This is a genomic window from Neisseria sp. P0024.S006 (assembly GCF_051956595.1).
Taxonomy (GTDB): Bacteria; Pseudomonadota; Gammaproteobacteria; order Burkholderiales; family Neisseriaceae; genus Neisseria.
Genome location: NZ_JBQCXH010000003.1, coordinates 215,839 through 241,065 on the forward strand (window position 1 = coordinate 215,839; position 25,227 = coordinate 241,065).

General features: G+C 51.0%; 25 protein-coding genes and 2 tRNA genes. 7 read left to right on the forward strand and 20 right to left on the reverse strand.

Annotated features, from left to right (window positions below):
- Window positions 1-43 precede the first annotated feature (43 nt).
- From ACTHUF_RS07125 to ACTHUF_RS07145, 5 genes are all read left to right on the forward strand, one after another.
- Complete coding sequence (locus ACTHUF_RS07125) at window positions 44-1,282, forward strand: NAD(P)/FAD-dependent oxidoreductase (RefSeq protein ID WP_315094633.1); 1,239 nt, start codon at window positions 44-46, stop codon at window positions 1,280-1,282.
- A 97-nt stretch (window positions 1,283-1,379) separates the two neighbouring features.
- Window positions 1,380-1,898: a hypothetical protein gene (locus ACTHUF_RS07130; RefSeq protein WP_315094631.1), complete on the forward strand. Its 519-nt coding sequence runs from the start codon at window positions 1,380-1,382 to the stop codon at window positions 1,896-1,898.
- A gap of 3 nt (window positions 1,899-1,901) precedes the next feature.
- The gene (locus ACTHUF_RS07135) at window positions 1,902-3,104 is read left to right on the forward strand and encodes a beta-ketoacyl-ACP synthase (RefSeq protein WP_315094629.1); all 1,203 of its coding nucleotides are present in this window, start codon (window positions 1,902-1,904) and stop codon (window positions 3,102-3,104) included.
- A 172-nt stretch (window positions 3,105-3,276) separates the two neighbouring features.
- Window positions 3,277-5,499 (forward strand): NADP-dependent isocitrate dehydrogenase, encoded by a 2,223-nt coding sequence (locus ACTHUF_RS07140; RefSeq protein ID WP_315094627.1) that lies wholly within the window; start codon window positions 3,277-3,279, stop codon window positions 5,497-5,499.
- A gap of 58 nt (window positions 5,500-5,557) precedes the next feature.
- A complete protein-coding gene (locus tag ACTHUF_RS07145; RefSeq protein WP_070850692.1) occupies window positions 5,558-6,151 on the forward strand; it encodes a LolA family protein in 594 nt (197 codons plus the stop codon).
- A 53-nt stretch (window positions 6,152-6,204) separates the two neighbouring features.
- Here the strand turns inward: ACTHUF_RS07145 and ylqF are convergent, their stop codons facing one another.
- From ylqF to ACTHUF_RS07230, 17 genes are all read right to left on the reverse strand, one after another.
- Window positions 6,205-7,146 (reverse strand): ribosome biogenesis GTPase YlqF, encoded by a 942-nt coding sequence (gene ylqF / locus ACTHUF_RS07150; protein WP_440407400.1) that lies wholly within the window; start codon window positions 7,144-7,146, stop codon window positions 6,205-6,207.
- A 92-nt stretch (window positions 7,147-7,238) separates the two neighbouring features.
- On the reverse strand, window positions 7,239-7,463 hold the full coding sequence (locus ACTHUF_RS07155) for a protocatechuate 3,4-dioxygenase (RefSeq protein ID WP_039862229.1): 225 nt from the start codon (window positions 7,461-7,463) through the stop codon (window positions 7,239-7,241).
- Window positions 7,464-7,497: 34 nt separating this feature from the next.
- Window positions 7,498-8,352: an RNase adapter RapZ gene (rapZ, locus tag ACTHUF_RS07160; protein WP_440407401.1), complete on the reverse strand. Its 855-nt coding sequence runs from the start codon at window positions 8,350-8,352 to the stop codon at window positions 7,498-7,500.
- Window positions 8,333-9,295 carry an HPr(Ser) kinase/phosphatase gene (gene hprK / locus ACTHUF_RS07165; RefSeq protein ID WP_440407402.1) on the reverse strand — a complete coding sequence of 321 codons (963 nt, stop codon included), beginning with the start codon at window positions 9,293-9,295 and terminating at the stop codon, window positions 8,333-8,335. The genes rapZ and hprK overlap by 20 nt, the downstream gene beginning before the upstream one ends.
- A gap of 3 nt (window positions 9,296-9,298) precedes the next feature.
- Complete coding sequence (gene ptsN, locus ACTHUF_RS07170; protein WP_003747374.1) at window positions 9,299-9,748, reverse strand: PTS IIA-like nitrogen regulatory protein PtsN; 450 nt, start codon at window positions 9,746-9,748, stop codon at window positions 9,299-9,301.
- A 268-nt stretch (window positions 9,749-10,016) separates the two neighbouring features.
- Window positions 10,017-10,937, reverse strand: a complete 921-nt coding sequence (ubiA, locus tag ACTHUF_RS07175) for a 4-hydroxybenzoate octaprenyltransferase (protein WP_070837489.1) — start codon at window positions 10,935-10,937, stop codon at window positions 10,017-10,019.
- Window positions 10,938-11,110: 173 nt separating this feature from the next.
- Window positions 11,111-11,605 carry a chorismate--pyruvate lyase gene (locus tag ACTHUF_RS07180; RefSeq protein ID WP_315094618.1) on the reverse strand — a complete coding sequence of 165 codons (495 nt, stop codon included), beginning with the start codon at window positions 11,603-11,605 and terminating at the stop codon, window positions 11,111-11,113.
- Window positions 11,595-12,251 (reverse strand): dethiobiotin synthase, encoded by a 657-nt coding sequence (gene bioD, locus ACTHUF_RS07185; protein ID WP_440407403.1) that lies wholly within the window; start codon window positions 12,249-12,251, stop codon window positions 11,595-11,597. The genes ACTHUF_RS07180 and bioD overlap by 11 nt, the downstream gene beginning before the upstream one ends.
- The gene (gene bioA / locus ACTHUF_RS07190) at window positions 12,248-13,537 is read right to left on the reverse strand and encodes an adenosylmethionine--8-amino-7-oxononanoate transaminase (protein WP_440407404.1); all 1,290 of its coding nucleotides are present in this window, start codon (window positions 13,535-13,537) and stop codon (window positions 12,248-12,250) included. Before bioA ends, bioD begins: the two co-directional genes overlap by 4 nt.
- 55 nt (window positions 13,538-13,592) lie before the next feature.
- Window positions 13,593-14,498, reverse strand: coding sequence for a DMT family transporter (locus tag ACTHUF_RS07195; RefSeq protein WP_293192970.1), 906 nt, complete (start codon window positions 14,496-14,498; stop codon window positions 13,593-13,595).
- Between the two features lie 127 nt (window positions 14,499-14,625).
- Entirely contained in the window at window positions 14,626-15,828 is a 1,203-nt protein-coding gene (gene trpB / locus ACTHUF_RS07200) for a tryptophan synthase subunit beta (RefSeq protein WP_440407405.1), read from the reverse strand.
- A gap of 112 nt (window positions 15,829-15,940) precedes the next feature.
- Window positions 15,941-16,351, reverse strand: a complete 411-nt coding sequence (locus ACTHUF_RS07205; RefSeq protein ID WP_440407406.1) for a hypothetical protein — start codon at window positions 16,349-16,351, stop codon at window positions 15,941-15,943.
- Between the two features lie 4 nt (window positions 16,352-16,355).
- Window positions 16,356-16,958 carry a DNA glycosylase gene (locus tag ACTHUF_RS07210; protein WP_440407407.1) on the reverse strand — a complete coding sequence of 201 codons (603 nt, stop codon included), beginning with the start codon at window positions 16,956-16,958 and terminating at the stop codon, window positions 16,356-16,358.
- A gap of 36 nt (window positions 16,959-16,994) precedes the next feature.
- Window positions 16,995-17,615 (reverse strand): phosphoribosylanthranilate isomerase, encoded by a 621-nt coding sequence (locus ACTHUF_RS07215; protein WP_440407408.1) that lies wholly within the window; start codon window positions 17,613-17,615, stop codon window positions 16,995-16,997.
- A gap of 304 nt (window positions 17,616-17,919) precedes the next feature.
- A complete protein-coding gene (locus ACTHUF_RS07220; RefSeq protein WP_440407409.1) occupies window positions 17,920-20,145 on the reverse strand; it encodes a DNA internalization-related competence protein ComEC/Rec2 in 2,226 nt (741 codons plus the stop codon).
- Between the two features lie 168 nt (window positions 20,146-20,313).
- Window positions 20,314-20,388, reverse strand: a tRNA-Glu gene (locus ACTHUF_RS07225).
- Between the two features lie 12 nt (window positions 20,389-20,400).
- Window positions 20,401-20,477, reverse strand: a tRNA-Arg gene (locus tag ACTHUF_RS07230).
- Between the two features lie 115 nt (window positions 20,478-20,592).
- Here ACTHUF_RS07230 and ACTHUF_RS07235 point away from each other — a divergent pair.
- Window positions 20,593-21,984: an exonuclease domain-containing protein gene (locus ACTHUF_RS07235; RefSeq protein WP_440407410.1), complete on the forward strand. Its 1,392-nt coding sequence runs from the start codon at window positions 20,593-20,595 to the stop codon at window positions 21,982-21,984.
- Window positions 21,985-22,181: 197 nt separating this feature from the next.
- Window positions 22,182-22,973 (forward strand): Cof-type HAD-IIB family hydrolase, encoded by a 792-nt coding sequence (locus tag ACTHUF_RS07240; protein WP_315094604.1) that lies wholly within the window; start codon window positions 22,182-22,184, stop codon window positions 22,971-22,973.
- Window positions 22,974-23,039: 66 nt separating this feature from the next.
- Here the strand turns inward: ACTHUF_RS07240 and ACTHUF_RS07245 are convergent, their stop codons facing one another.
- The 3 genes from ACTHUF_RS07245 to ACTHUF_RS07255 all read right to left on the reverse strand — a co-directional run bounded on the left by ACTHUF_RS07245 (window position 23,040) and on the right by ACTHUF_RS07255 (window position 25,209).
- Window positions 23,040-23,246: a DUF2788 domain-containing protein gene (locus tag ACTHUF_RS07245; protein ID WP_003747401.1), complete on the reverse strand. Its 207-nt coding sequence runs from the start codon at window positions 23,244-23,246 to the stop codon at window positions 23,040-23,042.
- Between the two features lie 88 nt (window positions 23,247-23,334).
- The gene (metZ, locus tag ACTHUF_RS07250) at window positions 23,335-24,504 is read right to left on the reverse strand and encodes an O-succinylhomoserine sulfhydrylase (protein WP_315094600.1); all 1,170 of its coding nucleotides are present in this window, start codon (window positions 24,502-24,504) and stop codon (window positions 23,335-23,337) included.
- A gap of 144 nt (window positions 24,505-24,648) precedes the next feature.
- The gene (locus tag ACTHUF_RS07255; RefSeq protein WP_049347923.1) at window positions 24,649-25,209 is read right to left on the reverse strand and encodes a DUF3465 domain-containing protein; all 561 of its coding nucleotides are present in this window, start codon (window positions 25,207-25,209) and stop codon (window positions 24,649-24,651) included.
- Window positions 25,210-25,227: the final 18 nt, after the last annotated feature.

Sequence of the window (25,227 nt, forward strand, 5' to 3'; positions counted from 1 at the left end):
TGGTTTAAACATTATTTATCATTAAAATCAAAGGTATTTTCAAATGTCCGTAGAATTTGACGTTGCCGTTATCGGCGCAGGTCCTTCAGGTTCGGTTGCTTCTGCTTTGCTGAACAAACAAGGCTTTAAAGTTTGCGTATTGGAAAAACAACATTTCCCGCGCTTTGTCATCGGCGAAAGCCTGTTGCCGCATTGCATGGAAATGTTGGAAGAAGCCGGTTTTGCCGACGCAGTGCATGCCGAACCCAGCTTTCAATTTAAAGACGGCGCTGCGTTTTCATGGGGCAGCCGTTACACAGATTTCAACTTTACTGAAAAATTTTCAGACGGCCCCGGCACCATTTATCAAGTGCGCCGCGGCATCTTCGACAAAATCCTGATTGATGAAGCGGCAAAACAAGGCGTCGATGTCCGCTTCGGACACGGTGTAACCGCGTTTGACAACAGCGGCGATGTGGCACGCTTGAGCGTTGCGACCGATACAGGCGAAAACTATGAACTGACCGCCAAATTCGTTTTGGATGCCAGCGGTTACGGCCGCGTCCTGCCCCGCCTTTTGGACTTGGAAAGCCCGTCCGAGCTGCCTTCGCGCCAAGCCCACTTCACGCATATCGACGACAACATCACCAGCCCGAAATTCGACCGCAACAAAATCCTGATCAACACGCATCCGGAACATCGCGATGTCTGGATTTGGCTGATTCCTTTCGGCGACAACCGCTGCTCCATCGGCGTTGTCGGCACGCCCGACAAACTGGCCGGCGAATCAGAAGCCGTGTTGAAAAAATTTGTATACGAGTGCCCGATGCTGGCGGAAATTTTAGATAAAGCCGTTTGGGAAAACGATTTCCCGTTCCGCTCCATCCAAGGCTACTCTGCCAACGTGAAAACCTTGTACGGCAAACATTTTGCCCTTTTGGGCAACGCCGCCGAATTCCTCGACCCCGTCTTCTCCTCCGGCGTAACCATTGCCCTGCACTCTGCCAAACTGGCTGCCGACTTGTTGGGCAAACAGCTCAAAGGCAAAGCCGTCGATTGGCAAACCGAATTTGCCGACCAATTGATGATTGGTGTGAACGCATTCCGCACTTATGTAAACGGTTGGTACGATTTCCGCTTTCAAAATGCCATCTACGCGCCTAACCGCAGCCCTGAAATCAGCCGCATGATTTCGTCTATTTTGGCAGGCTACGCTTGGGACACGAACAATCCATTCGTGGAAAAATCCGAGCAACGCTTGTCCACGCTTGCCGCATTGGTGGGCGATTTGAAGGTAGAATAAGGACAAATGCCTTTCAGACGGCCTAGACTGAAAACGGAACAGGCCGTCTGAAAATCTACCCTCATCATTAAATATTTTGACCGATAGATAAAACTTTATGCGATTTATCCCTTTGCTTGCCGCACTACTGCTTTCCGCATGCGCAACTTCGCTCCCCCATCCGCAAACGCTGCCGCCGCTTTCCAAAGAAGGCCAATGGTTCAAACTCGAGCAGACCAATGCGGCGGGGCAAACCGTTCAAACCAATCTCTTGGCAGTCGAACCTCATTCAGACGGCATCCGCTTTGTCCAAACCGATGCACTGGGCGCGCCGGTATCACGTCAATCGGTCAGCACCAAAGGTTGGAAAAATGACGGCTTTGTGATGCCCAGTGCCACTTCGCGCCGACTGTTTGCCGCCCTGTTGCCGCTTTTGGCTGCTGAACACGCCGCCACGCTTTATCCTGAAGCCCGCCAACAAAACGCCACCCATCAAGGCTTCTGCCCTGACGGCAAAGGCGCGGTGTTCAGCTACCGCGAGCGTGATTTGTGGTGTGTCGCCCACCATTCCGAACAATTCCTCATCGGCTTCCCCGACCAAACTTTCTGGACGGTCAGCCCGATTGCAGAAGACTAATTCATGAATACTCCTGTTTATCTCAGCCGTCCGGCACTGACCAGCGCATTGGGCAGCGGCTTGCAAGTTCATGCCGAAGCCTTACTCACGCCGTCTGAAAACACGCCCCTGACTTTTTCAGACCAATGGGTAAAAGGCAAAACGCATGCTTTCGGTGCAGTCAAAGAAACCCTGATGCCCTTGCCCGACAGCATCCCCGAAGCACACCGCAGCCGCAACAACCAGCTTATCCTGCACGCGCTTTCGCAAATAGACGGACTGATTCAGACGGCCATTGCCCGTTACGGCAAAGAAAGGGTCGCTGTCGTTACCGGTACGTCCACCAGTGGCGCAGACGAAAATATCCCTTTGTTCCAACACGTTGTCCAAGGTGGTGCATGGACGGATGTTCCGTTCAAACAGCTGCAACACACCATGGCTTCGCCCTCCGAATTTATCGCCCAAGTTTACGGTTTGGACGGCTTGCGCTATACCGTTTCCACCGCCTGCACTTCCGGCGCACGCGCCCTCATCAGCGCAGCCCGATTGCTTCGTGCCGGATTGTGTGATGCCGTAATTTGCGGCGGCGCGGATACGCTTTCTCCGCTGACGATTAATGGTTTTGCCTCTTTGGAAGTGCTTTCAGACGGCATCGCCAAGCCTTTTTCTGCCAACCGCAACGGCATCAATATCGGCGAAGCAGCCGCATTTTTCGTGATGACGCGCGATGCCGATTTTGACGGCGAAATGCAGTTGCTGGGCTACGGCGCAAGCAGCGATGCCTACCATATGTCTTCGCCCCGCCCTGACGGTTTGGGTGCAGCCCAATCTTTTCAGGCCGCTTTGGATAAAGCCGGTTTGAAAGCGGAAGACATCGGCTGGATCAATCTGCACGGCACCGGCACGCAACACAACGACAGCATGGAAAGCCGAGCCGTTGCCGAAGTATTTGGTAGCCACACCCTTTGCACTTCAACCAAGCCATCCACCGGTCATACTTTGGGTGCAGCCGGTGCGATCGAAGCCGCGTTTGCCTGGTTGATGGCCAACCGCCAATACAATCCGGAAGGCAAACTGCCGCCCCAACAATGGGACAACGTACCCGATTCCGAGCTGCCCAACATCGCTTTGACCGACGAAAACAGCCGCTGGCCGTTTGAAAAATGCATTGCCGCCAGCTCATCATTTGCCTTCGGTGGCAGCAATGCTGTTTTGATTATCGGATAAGTCCTTATATTTAGGCCGTCTTTTCAGACGGCCTTTTTCTTTTCCGCAACTTAAAAAACAATAACATCAAAACAACAACCAAATCCGCCGAAATATGCCATAATAGGCTTAGCACGTTTCTTCTCGCGATGTGCCCGAAAAGAAAAACTTAACCTACATAGAGAATAATCCCATGACTAAATCCACCATTATCTATACCTACACCGACGAAGCTCCTGCATTGGCCACTCAATCCCTGTTGCCAATCGTGCAGGCGTTTACCCGCCATGCCGATATTGATGTCAAAACCAGCGACATCTCTCTCTCCGGCCGTATTTTGGCGGCGTTTCCAGAATACCTGACCGAAGCGCAACGCGTACCTGATGCGCTTGCCGAATTGGGCGAACTGGTGAAACAACCCGATGCAAACGTGATCAAACTGCCGAACATCAGCGCGTCCGTACCGCAACTGACTGCCGCGATTAAAGAATTGCAGTCTAAAGGCTTTGCCGTTCCCGACTATCCTGCCGACCCTCAAACCGATGAAGAAAAAGCCGTACGCGAACGCTACGACCGCATCAAAGGCAGCGCGGTAAACCCTGTCCTGCGTGAAGGCAACTCCGACCGTCGCGCGCCTAAAGCAGTGAAAAACTTTGCCAAAAAACATCCGCACAGCATGGGCGCGTGGACAAAAGACTCCAAAACCCACGTTGCCACCATGCAAAGCGGCGACTTTTTCCATAACGAACAATCCGTTACCGTACCTGAAGCGACTTCCGTATCCGTCGTGTTCACCGACAAACAAGGCAACAAAAAAGAGCTGCGCGAGCCTGTTGCCCTGAAAGCCGGCGAAATCATCGACGCAACCGTAATGAGCAAAAAAGCCCTGCTCGCCTTCCTTGCCGAGCAAGTAAAAGACGCAAAAGCAAAAGGCGTATTGTTCTCGCTGCACATGAAAGCCACCATGATGAAAGTGTCCGACCCGATTATCTTCGGACACGCCGTCAAAGTATTCTTCGCGCCTGTTTTTGAAAAATTCGGCGACAAACTGGCTGCCGTCGGCGTCAACGTCAACAACGGCTTCGGCAACCTGCTGGCCAATCTGGACAAACTGGATGCGGACACCCGCGCCGCCGTTGAAGCTGAAATCGCTGCCGTTTACGCTGCCAACCCTGATTTGGCCATGGTTGATTCCGACAAAGGCATTACCAACCTGCACGTTCCTAGCGATGTCATCGTCGATGCTTCTATGCCTGCGATGATTCGCAACTCCGGCCGTATGTGGGATAAAGACGGCAAAGCGCAAGACACCAAAGCCGTCATTCCCGACAGCAGCTACGCCGGCGTTTATCAAGCAACCATCGACTTCTGCCGCGAACACGGCGCGTTTGACCCGACAACCATGGGTACCGTTCCTAACGTCGGCCTGATGGCGCAAGCAGCCGAAGAATACGGTTCGCACAACAAAACTTTTGAAATCGAAGCTGACGGCCAAGTTCAAGTCATTGATGCAGCAGGTAATGTCCTGATGCAACACGACGTTGAAGCCGGCGACATCTGGCGTATGTGCCAAACCAAAGACGCTCCGGTTAAAGACTGGGTACAACTCGCCGTCAACCGCGCCCGTCTGAGCAACACGCCAGCCGTGTTCTGGCTCGACGAAAACCGTCCGCACGACAAGAGCCTGCTCGCCAAGGTTAAAGCCTACCTTGCCGAACTGGATACCGACGGCCTCGACATCCGCGTCCTCGCTCCTGAAGAAGCCGCTAAATTCAGCTTGGGTCGTCTGAAAAACGGCGAAGACACCATCTCCGTAACCGGTAACGTCCTGCGCGACTACCTGACCGACTTGTTCCCAATTTTGGAACTGGGTACCAGCGCGAAAATGCTGTCCATCGTTCCATTGATGAACGGCGGCGGTATGTTTGAGACCGGCGCGGGCGGCTCCGCACCGAAACATGTTCAACAATTCCTCGAAGAAAACCACTTGCGCTGGGACTCTTTGGGCGAATTCCTCGCGCTCGCCGTATCGTTTGAACATCTGGCGCAAAAAACCGGCAATACCAAAGCCCAAGTCCTCGCCGACACTTTGGATGCAGCCACCGAAAAACTGCTGTTGAACGACAAATCGCCTAAACGCAAAGCAGGCGAACTCGACAACCGCGGCAGCCATTTCTACCTCACCCTCTACTGGGCGCAAGAATTGGCAGCGCAAGACAAAGATGCCGAACTGAAAGCCGCATTTGCTCCATTGGCAGCCGCTTTGACTGCCGACGAAGCCAAAATCGTTGAAGAACTCTCTGCCGTACAAGGCAAAGCGGTCGACATCGGCGGCTACTACGCAGCCAATCCTGAAAAAGCCGCGCAAGCGATGCGTCCGAGCGCAACCTTTAATCAGGCATTGTCAGCCTTATAATTAAAGCAATAAAAGGCCGTCTGAACTTTCAGACGGCCTCAGACCTTATGGAAACACAATGAAAAAAACCTTTCTTTCTCTTACTCTCCTCATCAGCGCTCCGGCTTTGTGGGCATTTTCCCCTGCCGAATTGGCACAAACCCTGCAAAAGCCGCAAAACGTGCAAGGCAATTTTGTCCAACAACGCCAGCTCAAATCCCTTAGCAAACCCATGACCACCAGCGGCAGCTTTACCCTTGTCCCACAAAAAGGCCTGCTCTGGAAAATGCAAAAACCATTTGAAACCACCCTGCGCGTGCGTTCGGACGGCATCATGCAATGGAACGGCAACCAATGGGTCAACCCAAATGCCAGCAAGCTCAACGGCCAAAGCCGCCAAATCAAACTTTTCCTCGACCTTTTGGGCGGCAATACCCAAGGTTTGGAAAAACAATTTGATTTGAAATTAAACGGCAACGAAAAAAAATGGACGTTGACCCTGACTCCGAAAACCGCCATTACCCGCCAAATCTTCAACCGTATCGAAATCAACGGCGATACGCTGGTGCGTAAAATCGAATTGGACGAAAAGCAAGGCGACAAAACCACCATGCAGTTCAACCAAATCCAAACCGATAAAGCTCTGGACAGCTTCAGCCGTACCGCCCTCTAATCGCCATCCCAACAAAAGGCCGTCTGAAAATAGATTTCAGACGGCCTTTTGTATTAATCGGCGGAAGGCTGCTGCCCTTTTCGTTCCGCCTTTCTGGCTTCGCGTATGGCCTTAAGTTCAGCCTCTTTCTGTCTGGCTTTTTTCAGCCAAGCTTCCCATTGGCTTGGCGTTTCCAGCGTGATTCTGCCGATTTTGCCTTCGCGGAAATCGGTCAGGATATTTTCAGCAGCCTTTTGATAGTTGATCCGTCCGCCGCTCAAAACCGCACCGCGTTTTTTGGCAATCCACTCCAACCAAGAAGTATCGTCCCAATGGCTGCTTGGATCTTTGTCGGCTTGATAGCGCTCTTGCAACAGGGCCAGATAATGGCGGCGGAGGTAATCCAAAAGCTCAAGCGCCACTTCTTCTTCGTCCAGCGCGTTGCGTCCGACTGCACCGCCAGCTGCAAGGTTGTAGCCGCCTTCTTCAACGATAATTTTTGGCCACAACATCCCTGGTGTATCGTAAAGCCAGAAATCGTCTGCAAGAAAAAGGCGCTGTTCGGCTTTGGTAATACCGGGTTCGTTACCGGTTTTGGCAGATTTTTTGCCGATCATGCCGTTAATCAAGGTGGATTTGCCGACGTTAGGAATACCGCAAATCAGGACACGCAACGGCTTCTCGATACCTTGGCGATGCGGAATCATAGAGCGGCAGGCTTGGGTGATTTTGCCATGCGCGCCGGTTTCGGAAGAATCCAGCGCAATGGCGCGGGTATCTTGGCGGCTGTTGTAGTGTTCGAGCCAAACTTTGGTGCGCTCGGGATCGGCAAGGTCTTGCTTGTTTAAGATTTTCAGTTTGGGCTTGCCTTTGGACAACTGGGCAAGCAAAGGGTTTTCGCTGGAAGCAGGCATACGCGCGTCCAGCATCTCAATCACCATATCAACGCTTTTAATGCGTTCGGCAATGGCTTTTTTTGCCTTGTTCATGTGGCCGGGAAACCATTGGATAGCCATGTCTTTTTATTCTTTCTATTCGTATCTGAGGCCGTCTGAACAATCATTTTTTTCAGACGGCCTCGGTATTGGGATAATCGGTCAATCAGGATTTAGAGATTGCCATGCTCGTAGCTGTAATAGCCTGCTTCATCCATACATTGCTCAAACGTTTTGGATGTATTTCCATTTTGGACTTGCGATTTGCAGGTATTGATTTGGCGGGAAACTTCAGCTTCGCTCGCGCCGGTACGGTGCCAACGGTAAGCAGTAACAGGCTCTGTCGCGCAGGCGGTCAAGATAAGCAGGGATAATGCAGTCAGACTGATTTTTTTCATGGTTTCTTCCTTTGAGGCCGTCTGAAACGGCAAATTAGCGTCCTGCCAAGCTTTGTGCCTGACGGTGGCGGACAAGGAGTTCATAACGGCCTTTGAGGCGTTCGGCCAGTTTTTCTACAACATAAACGGAGCGGTGCTGACCGCCGGTACAACCGATGGCGATTGTGACATAACTGCGGCTCTCTTGCTGCAGGCGCGGCAGCCAGCGGTTTAAGAAATGCTCAATATCATCAACCATTTCTTGAACCAAAGGCTGCTGGTCCAAATAATCTTGAATGGGTTTGTCCATGCCGGTAAAGGGGCGCAACTCGGGATCGTAATACGGATTGGGCAGGCTGCGCATGTCAAACATAAAGTCGGCATTATTGGGAACGCCGTATTTGAAACCAAAGGACTCAAGAATAACCAGCAAACCGACACGTTCAATATTGAGCCATTGTTGAACGGCATAACGCAGCTGCTGCGCGTTCATTTTGGACGTATCGATGCAATATGCAATGTCTTTCAGCGGAAAGAGCCATTCGCGTTCTTTTTGCAGGCTTTCCAACAAGGTCAAATTATGGCCTGACAAAGGATGGCAGCGACGGGTTTCCGAGAAGCGACGTACCAACACGCCTTCTTCCGCTTCAATGAAGAGGACTTCGACTTGATGCCCTTCTTGACGCAAATATTGGATTTGCTCTTGCGCTTCCTGAATATTGATACCGGAACGGATGTCAACGCTGACACCGAGTTTGGTTTCATCGGCACGTTCGATGTGGAGCGAAACCAACGACGGAAGCATTTCCAAAGGAAGGTTATCGACACAGTAATAGCCCAAATCTTCGAGCTGCTTGAGGGCTACGGATTTTCCTGAGCCGGATAAGCCGCTAATCAGGACGATTTTCATGGTTTTGTTCGTTTTCTTTGAGTTGTGTTTGATGGCGTTCGAGGAATTCTTTGGTGCTGTCTTTGCCGCGCAATTGAAGGATGTAATTGCGCACCGCAGCTTCAACCAATACTGCTAAGTTTCGACCGATTGCAACAGGCAGGGTAACGGAACGGACGCTGACGTTGAGGATAGATTCTGTTTCGGTACGGATGCTCAATCGATCGAGTTGTTTCATGTATCCGTCGTCGGCAGGAACCAAATTGATAATCAGCTGGAGGATTTTTTTCGGACGGATGGAGGTTTCGCCAAAAATATGGCGGATATTGAGTATGCCCAAACCGCGTACTTCGAGGAAATCACGCAGCATAGGCGGACAACGGCCTTCCAGCATTTCCGGGCCGGTACGGAAGAGTTCGACCGCATCATCGGCAATCAGGCTGTGGCCACGCGAAATCAGCTCCAATGCCAATTCGCTCTTACCCAAGCCGGACTGCCCGGTAATGAGTACGCCCACTTCAAATACATCCAAAAATACGCCGTGCTTGATGATGGAAGTCGCCAATGTGCGTTGCAGATAAATCCGCAAAACGTCCATCAAGTGCGGGCTTTCCTGTTTGGATGTCAGCAGGGGGATACTGTTGGTATGGCAATAATCGCGCAATTTGGGCGAAACCGGCAAACCGTTGGCGACAATGACCAAAGACATGGGAATGTCGAAAAGCTCGCCGAAATCATAGTTGAGTTCGCCCGATTCCAGACGGCGTAAATATTCGGCTTCGGCTACGCCGACAACTTGAATTTGGTTTGGATGGATAAAGTTTAAGTGGCCGACCAAGGCCAAGACGGGTTTATCGGCTTCGACACCGATACGGTTGTCCGCGCCGGAATTGCCGGCAGCCCAAGCAAGTTCGAGTTTGTGCTGATTGTCGGAAAACAGGCGGCGGACGGATATGCTGGGCATGAATTACTCTTCAGTCAGGAGTGTACGCACTTCTTCGGCAGAAGTCGCGGCCATCAATGCTTCACGGACGGCTTTTTGAGAGAATCTGCCGGCCAGTTTGGACAAGACTTCCAAATGTTCACCGGTAGCGTTTTCAGGCACAAGCAGGATAAAAATCAGGGAAACGGGTTTGCCGTCGGGCGCATCAAAGGCGACCGGTTCTTTGGTGCGGATAAACGCACCGGTGGCTTTTTTCACGCATGCGTGACGGCCGTGGGGAATCGCCACCCCCTGCCCCAAACCGGTCGAACCGAGTTTTTCACGGGCAAACAGGCAGTCGAACACGTTGGCATTCGGTAATTCTGCTTCATTCTCCAGCAGCTGTGCGGCCTCTTCAAACAGACGCTTTTTGCTGCTGACTTCCAAATCCAAAACGATATGGGACAAAGGTAAAATTTCGCCGATCAGGCTCATATGTATCTCTTTTAAATGTCGCAAAACAATGGGATTGTACCGATTGTCGGTGCAAATCTCAATCCTGAAGGCGTAATTTACACTCGTCCCGCTAACATTTTCCATGTTGTTTTTGATATTTTTTAACGAGCTAAAAATAATCCAACCATTTGATTATGATTGATTTAAAGTAAAAATTCTATCATTGGCTAAATCGCGGTTTAAATAAAAAGGAGTATGTCCGGCATACTCCTTTTCCCTTTCTTTTCAGACGGCCCAACCTCGTTTTTTAAAACAGTTTGGAAACCAAAAACAACCAAAAATAATGGCAGACCAATCCGCAAAACCACGCCAAGCCGATGCGGTTGTTTGCCAAAAATGTTTGGAAGCACAACTGACGGTCGCGTGTACGGATGGCGGCATATTGCTGGCACTGCCAATACGCGGTTATCGGCAATACCAGCCAATATGGCCAAGTTGCGCCGATTTTGATACCCAACACCACCATCAATACCGTAAACCAAAAATGGCAAAGCATGGTTGCGCTAATGTCGTGATGGCCAAATGTGATTGCCGAAGTTTTAATGCCGATTTTCAAATCGTCTTCTTTGTCCGCCATGGCATAAATCGTGTCGTAAGCCAGCGTCCATAAGGCATTGGCGGTAAACATCAGCCACGCTTCGGGAGGCACTCGGCCTTGCACGGCGGCAAAGGCCATGGGGATGCCGAACGAAAATGCCAGTCCCAAATAAAACTGCGGCAACGGGAAAAAGCGTTTGGTAAAGGGATATGTGACGGCCAGAAACAAGGCCGGAAGGCTCATCAGCCAGGTAAAGCGGTTGAGCGGCACCAGACACAAGGCCGCCATCAGACACAGCATGACGGTCAAAAGCAGCGCTTCGGTTTTGGAAACCAAACCTTTGGCAAACGGGCGGTTTTTGGTGCGCTCTACTGCGCCGTCAAAATTGCGGTCGGCAAAGTCGTTCACGACGCAACCTGCGCTGCGCATTAAAAACGTGCCTGCAGTAAAGGCAATAAAAATATCCGCGTCGGGAACGCCTTTAGACGCAATCCACAATGCCCAATAAGTCGGCCACAGCAAAAGCAGGGTGCCGATGGGTTTGTCGATGCGCATCAGTTTGGCGTATATCACCATCCGTCCGACAGCGTAACGCGGTAAAAATTGTAGGAAAAAGCGCCGTATGTTCATTGGTGTAATGTGTCGTTGTATATGTATTGATGCTGAAGGAAAGGCATTTTAGAGCCCTAACTCTTATTATAATTTATTGCCGTCTGAAATCAAACGAATCTTAACGATTTAATTTGTTGTATTATAACAGAATTATGACAAATATCGGCAATCGGTTTTCTTTTCAGACGGCCTTATCGGTATAAATCCATTAATTTCAATAAGAAATATTCTGTTAATTCCAATATTTCGCCGTTCCAATCGAAATACGAACGGCGCGCGGTAACAGGCCGTCTGAAAGACGGATGATCGGCATCTTCAAAACGAAGAAACTCAAAATCCGAACGTTTCAATGGTAATGTACCGTCAAACAGACGCTCGCCCAAAGGCTGCGTTCCGCAATCCAATAATTCAGTCCATAGACGGCTATCCGGCCGGCACGCGCTTCTGGCTTGTATCACTGTTTCGCCGTCCAGTTTGAGCAAAACATCGCGCACAAAGATTTCTTCTCCGTTTTCCTCTCCCTCCGTCAAACCCAAATACACCGGCTCGACTGAAAAATCCTTACCGGAAGCGCGCAACGCAGCGGTTAGCGAAGAAACGGTCAGCAAATGTTCGGCTTTAGACGGCAGAAGACTTGAAGCTTCGGCATGTGAACAAAGCGTGCTACGCGGTATATCAAACGCCATTGAACACCTCTGCTTTAGCCAACTCCTGCCATTGGGCTTCAGGAAATTCATCTTTCAGATGGCCTTTAAGATATTCCAAGGTGTCGCCGGCAACGATTTTATCTTTGTTGTCATGGATATGGTTGAAAATCAGGCTGTGTAACCGGATGCCGTATTGTTTGAGCGCGGAGAAGCTGAGCAGGGTATGGTTGATGCTGCCGAGCCGCCCGCTGGTAACGAGAATGACGGGATAAGCCTGTTGCTGAATATAATCAATGGTTAACAGGTTTTCCGTCAGAGGAACCATCAATCCGCCCGCGCCTTCGACCAATACGATTTCGTATTGTGCCGCCAGTTGCTGCGTGGCAGTGCGGATTTTGTCTAAGTCCAAAGCCCTGCCGTCCAGACGGGCGGCGAAGTGGGGCGAGGCGGGATAGCTGAAGATTTCGGGCATGGTCAGCCGCTGTTTGTCGGCTTCCTGCAAGGATATGCCCATGATGTTGCGGTGGACGGCGATGTCGTCGGCGATGTTTTGGCAACCGGTTTGCACGGGCTTTTGCGTGATCACGCTTTTGCCCTGCTGCAACAATTGTTTTGCCAACACGCCGGTGGCGACGGTTTTGCCGATGTCCGTGTCTATGCCGCTGACGAAGTAAACGCCTTTCATTTGCTGTGTTCCTTCAAGATTTGTACGGTTTTGTCGGCGAGTTCGGTCAAGAGGCCGTCTGAAATGATGTAAGGCGGCATAAGGTACACCAGCCTGCCGAATGGGCGCACCCAAATGCCCTGCGCCACGCAGTCCGCTTGAAAACGCGCCATATCCACGCCTTTTTCCAGCTCGATCACGCCGATGGCACCCAAAACGCGTACGTCTTTCACGCCACGAATGCCCCATGCAGCTTTCAGACGACCTTTCAGGATGCTTTCGATGCGGCGGATATTTGCCTGCCAATCTTGGGACAAAAGCAGCCTGACCGAAGCGCAGGCAACGGCACACGCCAGCGGATTTGCCATAAACGTCGGTCCGTGCATAAACACACCCGCTTCGCCGCGCGAAATCGTTTCGGTGACTTTTTGCGAAGTGATTGCCGCCGCCAGCGTCATATAGCCGCCGCTCAAGCCCTTGCCGATACACATAATATCCGGCACGACCTCCGCGTGTTCGCAGGCAAACATCTTGCCCGTGCGCCCGAATCCGGTGGCGATTTCGTCAAAAATCAACACGATATCAAATTCGTCGCACAAATCGCGCAAACCGCGAAGATACTGCGGATGATAAAAATACATGCCGCCCGCGCCCTGCACGACCGGTTCCAAAATAAAGGCGGCAATATCCGCATGATGCGCTTCAAACAAGGCGCGGACAGGCTGCAAATCCGCCTCGTCCCACTCATCGTTAAAACGGCTTTTCGGATTATCGACAAAATAACGCTGCGGCAGAGCGCTGCCGAAAATATGGTGCATCCCCGTTTCCGGATCGCAGACGGACATCGCGTTCCAAGTATCGCCGTGATACCCACGCCGCACCGTCGCAATATTCTGCTTCGCCGTTAAACCCCGTGCCTGCTGGTATTGCACTGCCATCTTCAGCGCAACTTCTACCGAAACCGAACCCGAATCCGCATAAAAAATACGGTCCAAACCCTGCGGCAAAATCCCGACCAATAATTTGCCTAATTCCACCGCCGGCCCGTGCGTCAAACCGCCGAACATCACATGCGACATTTGCTTAATCTGCGCCTCAACCGCCTGATTCAAAACGGGATGATTGTAGCCATGTATCGCACACCACCAAGACGACATCCCGTCAATCAGCCGCGTGCCGTCCGCCAATTCAATATGCACGCCCTCCGCACGGCGCACCGGATAAACAGGCAACGGGTCGGTCATGGACGTATAGGGATGGAGCAGATGGGTGCGGTCGAAATCGAGCAGGGAGGACGGTTCGGACATATTCTTTTTAAAGACAGATTGACAATTTTCGTTATTATATAACATCTTTACCTTTTCAGACGGCGCGTCTTCCATATTGCATCAGCGCCAATCCGATTACGGCCGCCAAACAGCCGGCAACCAAGGAAACATGCAATGCCTCACCCAAAAACCAAGCGGAACACAAAATGCCGAATACCGGCACCAAAGTGATGTACGCCGCCGCGCTGCCTGCGCCCAAAGTCTTTACGCCCTCGAAATACCACGCATAGCTCAAGACCGTTGCACCGACAGACAAGCCAATCAAAGCAAACCAGCCCCTGCCGTCCATTTCGGCAAGCATACCAAACGGCAGGCCGTCTGAAATCAGCGCAGGCGGCAGCAACATCATTGCACCCAGCCAAGCGGTGGCCACGGTGACCGTCAGCGCGTCAATCCCCTGCAACACCGCCCGGCCTATCATCGTATAAGTGACCAAGCAGCAAAGGCTGAAAAATACCAGCACTTCGCCCCACCCTACGCCGCCGCCCGACAAAAATGCCGCAATCTCGCCATGCGTAACCGCCCATATCGAGCCTGCCACTGCCAACAGCATACCCGACACAATCTTGCCGTTGAGTTTTTCGCCAAACAGCAAAGCCGCAAAAAACATCGTCAGCACAGGATTAAACGTGACCAATACCGTTGCCCTCGAAGCAGGAATCCGCTGCAAACCCAGCATAGACAATACGGTAAAACCAAATACGCCGAATGCCGCCGCCAGCGCCAATCCAAGCCATTGCTTACGCGACAAAACCGCCAAAGTACGCAACCGATACCGTGCAAACAGCCAGCCCAAAAGCAAGATTGCCGCCGTCAAAAAGCGCAGCATACCGCCCGTTAAAGGCGGCAGCGCCTGTCCCAACATCCGCCCCATCGGCCAAGATGCGCCCCAAAACGCCGCCATGCCCAATAGTTTTAGATGGATTGCCAAATGTTTCATAATCACAATAAATGGATAACTTGGATAATCGGTTTTAAGCTTGCGCCAACCATCACGGAAACAAAGGCCGTCTGAAAGACTGAAATCCAGCTTTTTCAGACGGCCTTTACTGCTCAATCAATAAGGCTTACAACTCAATGCCTTTGAGTTTCGCCACAGTATTAATGTCTTTGTCGCCGCGACCGGAGAGGTTGACCAAAATCACTTGGTCTTTGCTCATTTTCGGTGCGTTTTTTACCGCCCAAGCAACGGCATGGCTGGACTCCAGCGCAGGAATAATGCCCTCAAAACGGCAGAGCAAATCAAAGGCTTCGAGTGCTTCGTCATCTTTAGCAACGGTATATTCCACGCGGTTGATGTCATTCAAATGGCTGTGTTCCGGGCCGATGCCTGGGTAGTCCAAGCCTGCGGAAACGGAGTGCGTACCCAAGACTTGACCGTTTTCGTCCTGCATCAAATAGCTGCGGAAACCATGCAATACGCCGATAGGGGCTTTGCTGGTAATCGGTGCAGCGTGGTCAGGCGTATCCACGCCCAAACCGCCGGCTTCTACGCCGACCAAACGCACGTTTTCTTCTTCGATATAAGGGTAGAACAAACCGATGGCGTTGGAGCCGCCTCCCACGCAGGCAACGGCAACATCAGGTTGGCGGCCGATGACTTCCAGCATTTGTTCTTTGGCTTCATTACCGATCACGCATTGGAAATCGCGTACCATTTCCGGATACGGCGCAGGGCCTGCGGCAGTGCCGATGATGTAGAACGTATCGTCCACACGAGCCACCCATTCGCGCATGGCTTCGTTCATCGCGTCTTTCAGCGTGCGGCTACCGCCGTCAACACTGACCACGTTCGCACCCAACAATTTCATGCGGAACACGTTGGGCATTTGACGTTGGATATCGTCCGCACCCATGTACACATCGCAAGTCATGCCGAAGCGTGCGGCAACAGTGGCAGAAGCCACGCCGTGCTGGCCCGCACCGGTCTCGGCAATCACGCGTTTTTTGCCCATACGGCGGGCGAGCAATGCCTGACCGATGGTGTTGTTGACTTTGTGCGCGCCGGTATGGTTCAAATCTTCACGCTTCAGCCAGATTTGTGCGCCGCCCAAATGCTCGGACAATCGCGCGGCATGGTAAACAGGGCTGGGACGGCCGACATAGTGTTTCAAATCATGGCGGAACTCTTCCCAAAATGAAGGATCTTCTTTCGCTACTTTATAGGCTTCTGCCAATTCTTGCAAAGCAGGAATCAGGGTTTCGGAAACGTACAGGCCGCCGTGTTCGCCGAAAAAGCCGTTCTCGTCGGGAGCGTAATAATTTTTCATGGGATTTTTCCTTGTTCGTTTTATGGTTTCAGACGACCTGATTCAGTAAAAGGCCGTCTGAAAGTAAAAATTGTCAGCAATTATAGCCGTTTTCCATTCATCTTGTCGGCAACTAATTGAATAATAATTTCAGCAGCCAAAATAGGAACAACAGCGTACTGCTCGATGTTGCAATCAATGCCGTACCCAACGGTGGCGCGATATATTTTTCTTCGTTTTTGTTTCTCAGACATAGTTTCAATGCCAACATCCCCAGCCACAGTGCCAGCAACCAACAACCCAAAAAGTTAAGCACAAGCAAAGCAATAATCAACTCATTGGTATTTATAGTGCTTACGTTCAAAAATATCCAATTAAGGCCGTTAACAGACATAATGACTGCAGATATTTGTATTACATACAAAAGCGTTCCACCCAACAATACCTTGATATGCCATTGTTTGGCCTTCAGCCACACTGAGACGACATTAAAAAGCCACCACAAAGCCATAAACGTCATTAAAGAGATTTCATAACGGTCCATCACCCTACTCCTGAAAAACAGTCAATCCAGCCATTTCAAAAAAAGCCCGATACGCCGCCGCTTTTTTCGCCAAACTCAAAGGATAGGCACGCGAAGTCGAAGGCAGACGTGTCAGGGTCAACTCACGTCCAGCATAGGGGAACGGTACTGTTTCGCCGGTCTTCGGCATCTTCATGCCGCTGCCTTGAATCTCCAACAAAACTTCGGTTGCCTTACCGCCGGTGGTGCAAAGATGGCGGCACTCGGGCATTTGTGCCAATACTGCTGCCAAATCGACGGTTTCTATCACTTTTAAAAACTTATCCGAAGCATTGCCATGTTCGCGTATGGCCTTCAACACGGTCGGACAGGATGCAATCCCCTTCTCACTTAAAAACGCTTTGATTTTATCGGCATCAAACGCCTTTTCGCCCTGCCTTTGAAAATGCGCCGCATCGCCGAAAAACACCAGCCCGTACACGCGCCACATATCGTTTTGAAAATTCGGATAATGAAACTGCATCGCGTGTTTTTCTTCTTTAGGCGGAAACGTCCCCATCATCATGACCGTTGCCTGCGGCGGCAACAAGGCTGCGAAGGGGTGGGATTCAACGATTGGCTCTTGCATATATGTATTCCGGTTGCTTTGAATTCAAACAAAATTTCAGACGGCCTTTACTGCCTGAATAAACGCCGCCATTTTCTCCCTGCTCTTAATTCCGCCGGAGATTTCCACGCCACCGGACACATCCACCGCCGCAGCGCCACTGATTTTTACCGCTTCGGCAACGTTTTCCGCAGTCAATCCGCCGGCAAGTATCCACGGTTTGCCGATATTGCCGTGCAACATGGTCCAGTCGAAACTTTGTCCCGTACCGCCGTATTCGATCGGATGATAGGCATCAAACAACAAGGCGCGGGCATTCGGAAATTTGGCACAGGCCGTCTGAATATCGGCAACAGACTGTACACGTACGGCCTTCAAATACGGGCGGTCAAACCGACGGCAAAAATCATCGTCTTCATCGCCGTGAAACTGAATCATATCTATCGGCACCTGACGAAAAATCTCGCGGATGGTTTGCTCGTTTTCATTCACAAACAAGGCCACCACCGATACAAACGGCGGCAGGTTTTTCACAACCGCCTGCGCCTGCTCAATACTCACTGCCCGTTTACTCTTGACGTAAAACACCAGCCCGATGGCATCCGCGCCCAATTCGGCCGCGGCCAGCGCGTCTTCAGGTCGGGTAATGCCACAAATTTTGGTGCGTATGGTATTCATGGGAATTGCCTTTTTAAACAGATGGGTCGGATATTATATAAGTTTAAGGCCGTCTGAACATGAAATATCAGGTTCAAACGGCCTTAAACTTTAAAACAACCATCAGCCGATAATTACTAATAACTTTGTAATTATTACCCTATCTTAAAACTGCCTATTTTTTCATCACGATTAATTTATTCTTTATTATCAAATATCAAACCAAACTATCCACAATTGGATTCACACAAAATTTGGATAATGCCCGTCAATAAAAAATATTAAGGCCGTCTGAAAAAGTCTTTCAGACGGCCTTTTAGCCTTTTTACTCAAACGGTTTCTTCTGCCAATAAAACTTATCCTTTTTCAGACGGCCTTGAAATATATCGCCCTGTCCCAAAGCAAACACCAACGCGCCTGACAAATCCGTTCTCAACAGAGTAATGCCGTGCGCGCGGACACGATTTTGTACGGCAACGGTCGGATGTTTGTAGGCATTGGCATAGCCGCTGGATGCCACGGCATATTGTGGTGAAACCGTATGCAGAAAGCTGCCCGACGAAGCCGTGCTGCTGCCGTGATGTCCCAATACCAACACTTGGCTATACAGCGCATTGCCGTATTTCTCAATTAAACCGGCCTCGCCCTTCACGCCCAAATCGCCGGTTATCAACAAGGCTTTGCCGTTTGCCACGACACGCAATACGCAGCTTTGGTCGTTATCTTCCTTGCCCGTATTTTCAGACGGCCGGAGCAACTCGAAATCTACGCCGTCCCATTGCCATTTGTCTTCTTGGCAAAACTCTGCATTCGGATAAAACTCAGGTTGTCCGGCAAGCAATTTATCGGTACCGACAGCCGCCACACTGTGAAAACCGCCGTCATGGTCAATATCATGGTGCGACAAAATCAGGCTGTCCAAACGGCGCACACCCATCGCGTTCAAACTCGGCACAATACCTGTTTGCGCCACTTGCTCCGTTCCCGTATCAAACAAAAGATTGCGGTTGCGCGTTTGTATCAACACCGACAAACCTTGTCCTGCATCCATCACCGTAACTCTTGCCACCCCCTCCTCCAACTTGGCAGGACGGTAAAACACAAAGCCCAATAAAACCAAACATGCCCAAGGTTTCAAGCCCATTCCTTTAGGCAGCAATAACAGCAAAGCCGCCATCATCGCCAACACCAGCAAAGGCACAGGCGCCGCTGCGACGGCAAATTCAGGCGATACCGTAGCCAGCCATACCAAACCGCGTAAAGTATATTCCGCCAAAAATGCCGCTACCAACTGGACAAGTTCAAACGGGAAAACCGAACCCAGCAAAGCCAACGGCGTCAACACCCAAGAAAACCAAGGAATAGCCAGCGTATTGACCAACGGACTGAGCAAAGGTAACGAAGCAAACAAATAGCCCAACAATACCACCGACAATACCGTTGCCGCCCATTGCCCCCGTACAGCCAAACGCCAGCCCGACTCTTTCAGACGGCCTGATGACGCCCAAATCAAAGCAGCAACCAAGCCGAAAGATAACCACGTTCCCACGCCCAATACGGCCAACGGGTCCAACAACAAAACAACGGCCAAAGCCTGCCACCATGCCGTCCAACCCGAGCCGCCACTGCCGCGCCACCATGCCCACGCAAACGCAGCCAACATCAACACACTGCGTTGCGTCGGTACGGAAAAACCGGCCAAAAGCGCATAAAACAAAGCCCCCGCAACACCACCGGCCAATATCCACACACGCGGTTGCGCCGGAATCCACGGCGAATAACGAAAAATTCGCTTAATCAGCCAGGCAAACAATACCGCCACCATCGTCACATGCAAGCCCGAAATACTGACCAAGTGTGTCAGCCCCAAAGGCCGGAATGCCTGCCACAAAGGCGGCCGCAACGCCGATTGCTCACCAATACTCAAAGCACGCATCAGCCCTATGCCGTCTGAAAACTCAGGATATTTGTCCGCCGTTCCCTGCCAACTTCGGCTTACCGCATCACGCATATTAGCCAAACCGAAACCGCCGCCTTGACGCACGAGTTTCCTGTCGCGCCCCAAAGTACCCATACCATCGATACCATTGGCCAAAGCCCATGTTTCACGGTTCAAACCGCGCACATTCACTTCACCGATCACCGGCCTTACCCGCGCCGATACAGACCACCGACTGCCCACCGTCCAATCGCGCCGCTGATAATCCGACAACATCAAATCAAAAGTCTGCCCACGCTCATCCCAAGCCCTTGCCGCAAACTGCACGCGCCGACCATCATCACGCGGCATATCCGCCACTTCAACCGTCAAAACTTTAGCCGCCACCTCCCCTACAGGCCATTGACTGGCCAACACCAACCCGGTCCGCCACACACCAAACGCCATGCCCACGCAAACAGCCAGCACCAACCAAGCCACAGCAAATCTTCGACACAACGCAAGCGCGCCAATGATTACAGACAACCAAACCCACCATGGCGGCACAAACGGCAACGCAAACGAAAGCACTACCCCAACCACCCAAGCAGGCAATACAAACCGCCACGCCATGAACGTTTCCCTTAAATTATGATTATTAGATATGTAATAATAAATGCTTTTAGTAGATTATGACAAATGTCGATTAACCGTTATCAGATAAAAGATATGCTTAAATTATTTCAAAGCCGATAGACGCAAAAAAGCGCAACCTGAAACAGATTGCGCTTTTTTATAAACTGGCACGCCCACGGGGAATCGAACCCCGGTTACCGCCGTGAAAGGGCGATGTCCTAACCGCTAGACGATGGGCGCGGAGATTTTCTGTGGCGCACCCGGAGCGATTCGAACGCCCGACCCTCTGGTTCGTAGCCAGATACTCTATCCAACTGAGCTACGGGTGCATCAAGAAAGATTCGAATTATAGAGAGTATGCTGTTTCCTGTCAAGCGTTTTATTTGGAAAACTTGCAGACAGCGTGTAAAATGCGCATTTGCTATTGAATTTACAGAGAATAAAATGTCAGATTTCGCACGCTGGCCGCTCTTATCCGAAGCATTTTCCCGTTTGGGACGGCCTGTGGTCGTGGTGGATTTGGAGACGACCGGTGGAAATTTCTATCAAGACAGGATAACGGAAGTCGCCCTTGTTCGTTTTGAGCAAGGACGCGCCACACATTACGAGCAATTGGTTAATCCTTGCCGCAGCATTCCCGAATTTGTTGCCAGGCTGACCGGAATTCATGATGAAACGGTGAAAAACGCGCCTGTCTTTGCCGATATTGCGGCCGATTTATTGCCGCTGTTGCAAGGTGCTGTGGTTGTTGCCCACAACAGCCGCTTTGACTACACCTTCCTGCGCCACGAATTTGCCCGTATCCATACTGACTTTGCCGCACCCTCGCTCTGTACGGTTCAACTGTCGCGCCGCCTCTATCCTGAGTTTTACAAACACAGCCTCGACAGCATTATCGAACGCACCGGCATTCAGACGGCCAACCGCCACCGCGCCATGACTGATGTTGCCGCATTGTGTGATTATCTCGAATTAAGTCTGGCAGAAAAAAATCACCAACAATGGGACGAACACGTCCGTGTGTTGATGAATCCGAAAATGTTGCCCACTTGGCTGCCTGATTCGCTTACCCAACAGCTCTATGCCCTGCCCGACAGTTACGGCGTATTGGTTTGGTTTGACCATTTCGGCAAAGCCCAAGCCATTGAAGCACACGAACGCGCATACAGTGAAACCGCCACCCTGCTGCACAGCAAAAAACTGCCGCCGCACATCAAAGCCGCGGCCTCCATCCGTTTTATTCCGGCAGTCGGGCAGCTCCATACATTATGGCTCAAAGCCCAGACCATGCAGGAATACCAACTGATGCCGTCTGAAAAGTCCACATCGTTTTCTACCGTCCGCTTTATCGCTGACGAACACGGCAGCCTTCAAGCACGCATTGTCTTGTTAAACAGCGGTACAAGAAACTGGCGTCCTTACGGTTTGTTTGCCCACAAAAAAGCAGCCAAACGCGCTTTGGCGCAATGGTCGCAAGAACACAGGCTCTGCCCGGATTCGCTCAATATTTTGCCGACCGGTTACGCAAAGGGCGAACCCTGCCCTGTTGAGGCCGTCGGAAAATGCAACGGCGACTGCCGCCAACCCGACGGCATCAAACATCAAAACCAACGCATTACCGAGCTTGCCCATCTACTCCCCGTAACCGATTGGGGCAAAGCGCATGAAATTGAAATTACCGAAACCGATCCCCTGACCGGAAACAGCATTACCCTGCTCTGCGCCGGCGGCGCGTTGGCATTGCCTGACGGCAGCTGGTATTTCGACAGCAGCCTGCCTCTCGTGATCAAAAACAAATTCAGGCAAGACAAAGAAAATATCCGTCTGATTGCTTAAAACAAGGCCGTCTGAAAACCAAATTTTCAGACGGCCTGATGTGGATAACTTTCCGCTTTATTCTCAACACAAAAACTGCCTAAATTTTAATCAGAACTTATTTTTGTAATAGCAATCAAATACTAAACCAATTTATACACAAGCTGTTCACACAATTTTCAATGAAAGCTGTGTATACCCGGCCCGACGAGTGAACCATGAACAATCCTGCAATCATCTTCTTTGACATCGACGACACCCTCTACCGCAAATACACGGATACCTTACGCCCTTCGGTTGCCCAAGCCATGCGCGCATTGAAAGCCAAAGGCATTTTGACTGCCATTGCCACCGGCCGTCCGGAAGCCGCCATTCCCGCCAAAGTCAAAGCCTTGATTCAAGAATGCGGCATCGACATGCTCGTTACCATCAACGGCCAATATATTTCCTTTCGCGGCGAACCCCTGCAAAGCTATCCCTTGGATATTGCCGACATCGAAACCGCCATCAACCTGCTTGAGCAACACAAAATAGACTACGCATTCGTCAACAACCGAGAAATTGCCGTTTCCTCCAGCTCTCCGCGCGTTGTCGAAGGTTTATCGCATATCCTGCCCAACTTTTTAACCGACAAAGAATATTTCCGCAAACGACCCGTCTATCAAATGTTGGTCTTTGTGGATGAAGAAGAAGAAAAAATCCTGCAACCGCTAACCCAGCAACACGGCTTCAAATCCGTCCGCTGGCACAAACATGCCATGGACCTCCTCAAACAGGAAGGTTCAAAAGCACGCGGCATCGCCCACGCAGTGGAAAAACTGGGGATTGATATGAGCAAAGTGATGGCATTCGGCGACAGCTTCAACGACTTGGAAATGCTGTCAACCGTCGGCTTCGGCGTTGCCATGGGCAATGGCGAAGAAGCTGCCAAAGCCGCTGCACAATTCGTCTGCCCAAGCGTCGATGAAGACGGCGTATTGCGCGGCTTGCAAGACTTGGGCGTAATTTAATTATCAAATCAAAAGGCCGTCTGAAAAAATGTTCAGACGGCCTTGTTCTATCTATAAACTACCTGCTTATTTCGGCAATACCAAAAAGCTAATCAGCAATTCTTTGAATACAAATCCAAACACGCCCAAGCCCAAAACCAAGAAGAGCATGGCAATGCCGAATTTGCCGGCCTTGGATTCTTTACCCAAGTTCCAAACGATAAAGCCCAAAAAGATAATCAGGCCGGTGAGGAGGATTTTCATTGCCCACGAGGCGAATTCTGCTTCAGACATTATTTTTTCCTTTTATTCTTAAGATGTGTGTTTGATTGCTTTCAGACGGCCTATTAAATTTTAAGGCCGTCTGAAATTTGTTTTTAGATTATTTGTTCAATGCTTGTTGCAAATCATCAATCAAATCGTCGATGTGTTCCAAACCGACAGAGAGGCGGATCAAGCCCGGGCGGATATTGGCGGCGAGTTTTTCTTCAGGCTGCATCCGGCCGTGCGTGGTTGTCCACGGATGGGTGATGGTCGAGCGCACGTCGCCGAGGTTGGCAGTACGGGAGAAAAGCGCCACACCGTCCACGACCTTCCATGCGGCTTCTTGGTCGGCGACTTCAAAGCCGATGACGATGCCGCCGCCGTTTTGTTGCTTGCGGATAAGCTCTGCCTGCGGATGGTCGGGCAAACCGGTGTAGTACACGGTTTGGACTTGCGGCTGTTGTTGCAGCCATTGGGCGATTTTCAGGGCGTTGTCGAATTGTTTTTCCATACGCAGCGACAGGGTTTCCACGCCGCTCAACAACTGCCATGCGTTAAACGGCGACATCGCCAGCCCGCAAGAATTGCAATATATGGCAACTTGCGTCATCAGCTCTTCCGAACCGGCCAATACGCCGCCCATCACGCGGCCGTGGCCGTCGATGGCTTTGGTTGCGGAAGAAACGGAAATATCCGCACCGTGTTTCAAAGGCTGCGAACCGACGGGCGACAAGAGGCTGTTGTCCACCACCAAAAGCGCGCCGATGCTGTGCGCCAGTTCGGCCAGCGCTTCCAAATCGGCAACTTCGCCCAATGGGTTGGACGGAGTTTCCAAGAAAAACAGTTTGGTATTGGGCTTGATGGCCGCTTTCCATTCATCTACATCAACCGGCGATACATGGCTGACTTCGATGCCGAACTTGGTAACGATGTTGTTGATGAAACCGACGGTCGTGCCGAACAGGCTGCGGCTGGAAACAACGTGGTCACCTGCTTGCAAGAAGGTAAAAAACGCCGCCTGAATTGCGGACATACCGGTCGAAGTGGCTACCGCGCGCTCTGCGCCTTCCAATGCGGCAATGCGTTTTTCAAAAGCGGCAGTAGTCGGATTGGCTGTACGGGTATAGGTAAAGCCTTTAATTTTTTTGGAAAACAAATCTGCCGCATGTTGCGCGCTTTCCCACATGAAGCTGCTGGTCAAAAACAGCGCCTGATTGTGTTCGCGATATTCGGTCTGCTCTTTGCCGCCCCGGATGGCCAGCGTTTGCGGATGAAGTTTTTTGTTCATTTATTCTCCAATCTACTGTGTATTCCAATGGACGGAACAATATTTTTCCGTCTGTTTAACTTGTTAACATTTTGCGCCGATTTCTACCATCTTTCAAGCCGAAGGCCGTGTTTCAGGCCGTCTGAAAAAACAGAAAAACCGTTTTTACTGATAAAGGCGGCCGTCGTGTTTCAACCAGCCGTCAGTATGCCGGCCTGACGGGTCATGGTGCGTCCAATGGATAACGCCGCCCTGCTCCGACCATTCATATTCACCGTAAAACGCTACTTTATCGCCTTTTTTCAAGCCTTTAATCTTATCGGCAAGGTCGATATTGTGGGCCACCAAAAGCGTCTGGCCGCTGGAGAGCTTCAAGATAAAGCGTTGGTGGCGCGTGCCTTTGTTGTCATCCGGCAGGGTTTTCCATACCGTGCCCTCGCCCTCAACCTGAATATCGCTTTGTTCGTTTTCAAACGCCTGTTTCAAAACCGCTTCTGCCGATTGTTTGCCCGAATCGGTTTGCTGTTGAGCCGTATCGGCATTTTCTCCGCCCGCATTGTTTTGTTTTTGAACGGCTTCTATTTTCTGCTGATGCTGCGATTGTAGCGGCTGCTTGTTTTGCATTTTTTGATAGGCAAATACGGCAACCAGAGCAATCAGCAATACAATGATTTTGTTTTTATTCATAACAATCTCAAAAAAAATGCCCGATTCTGCATCGGGCATATCAACTATTTAGAAAGG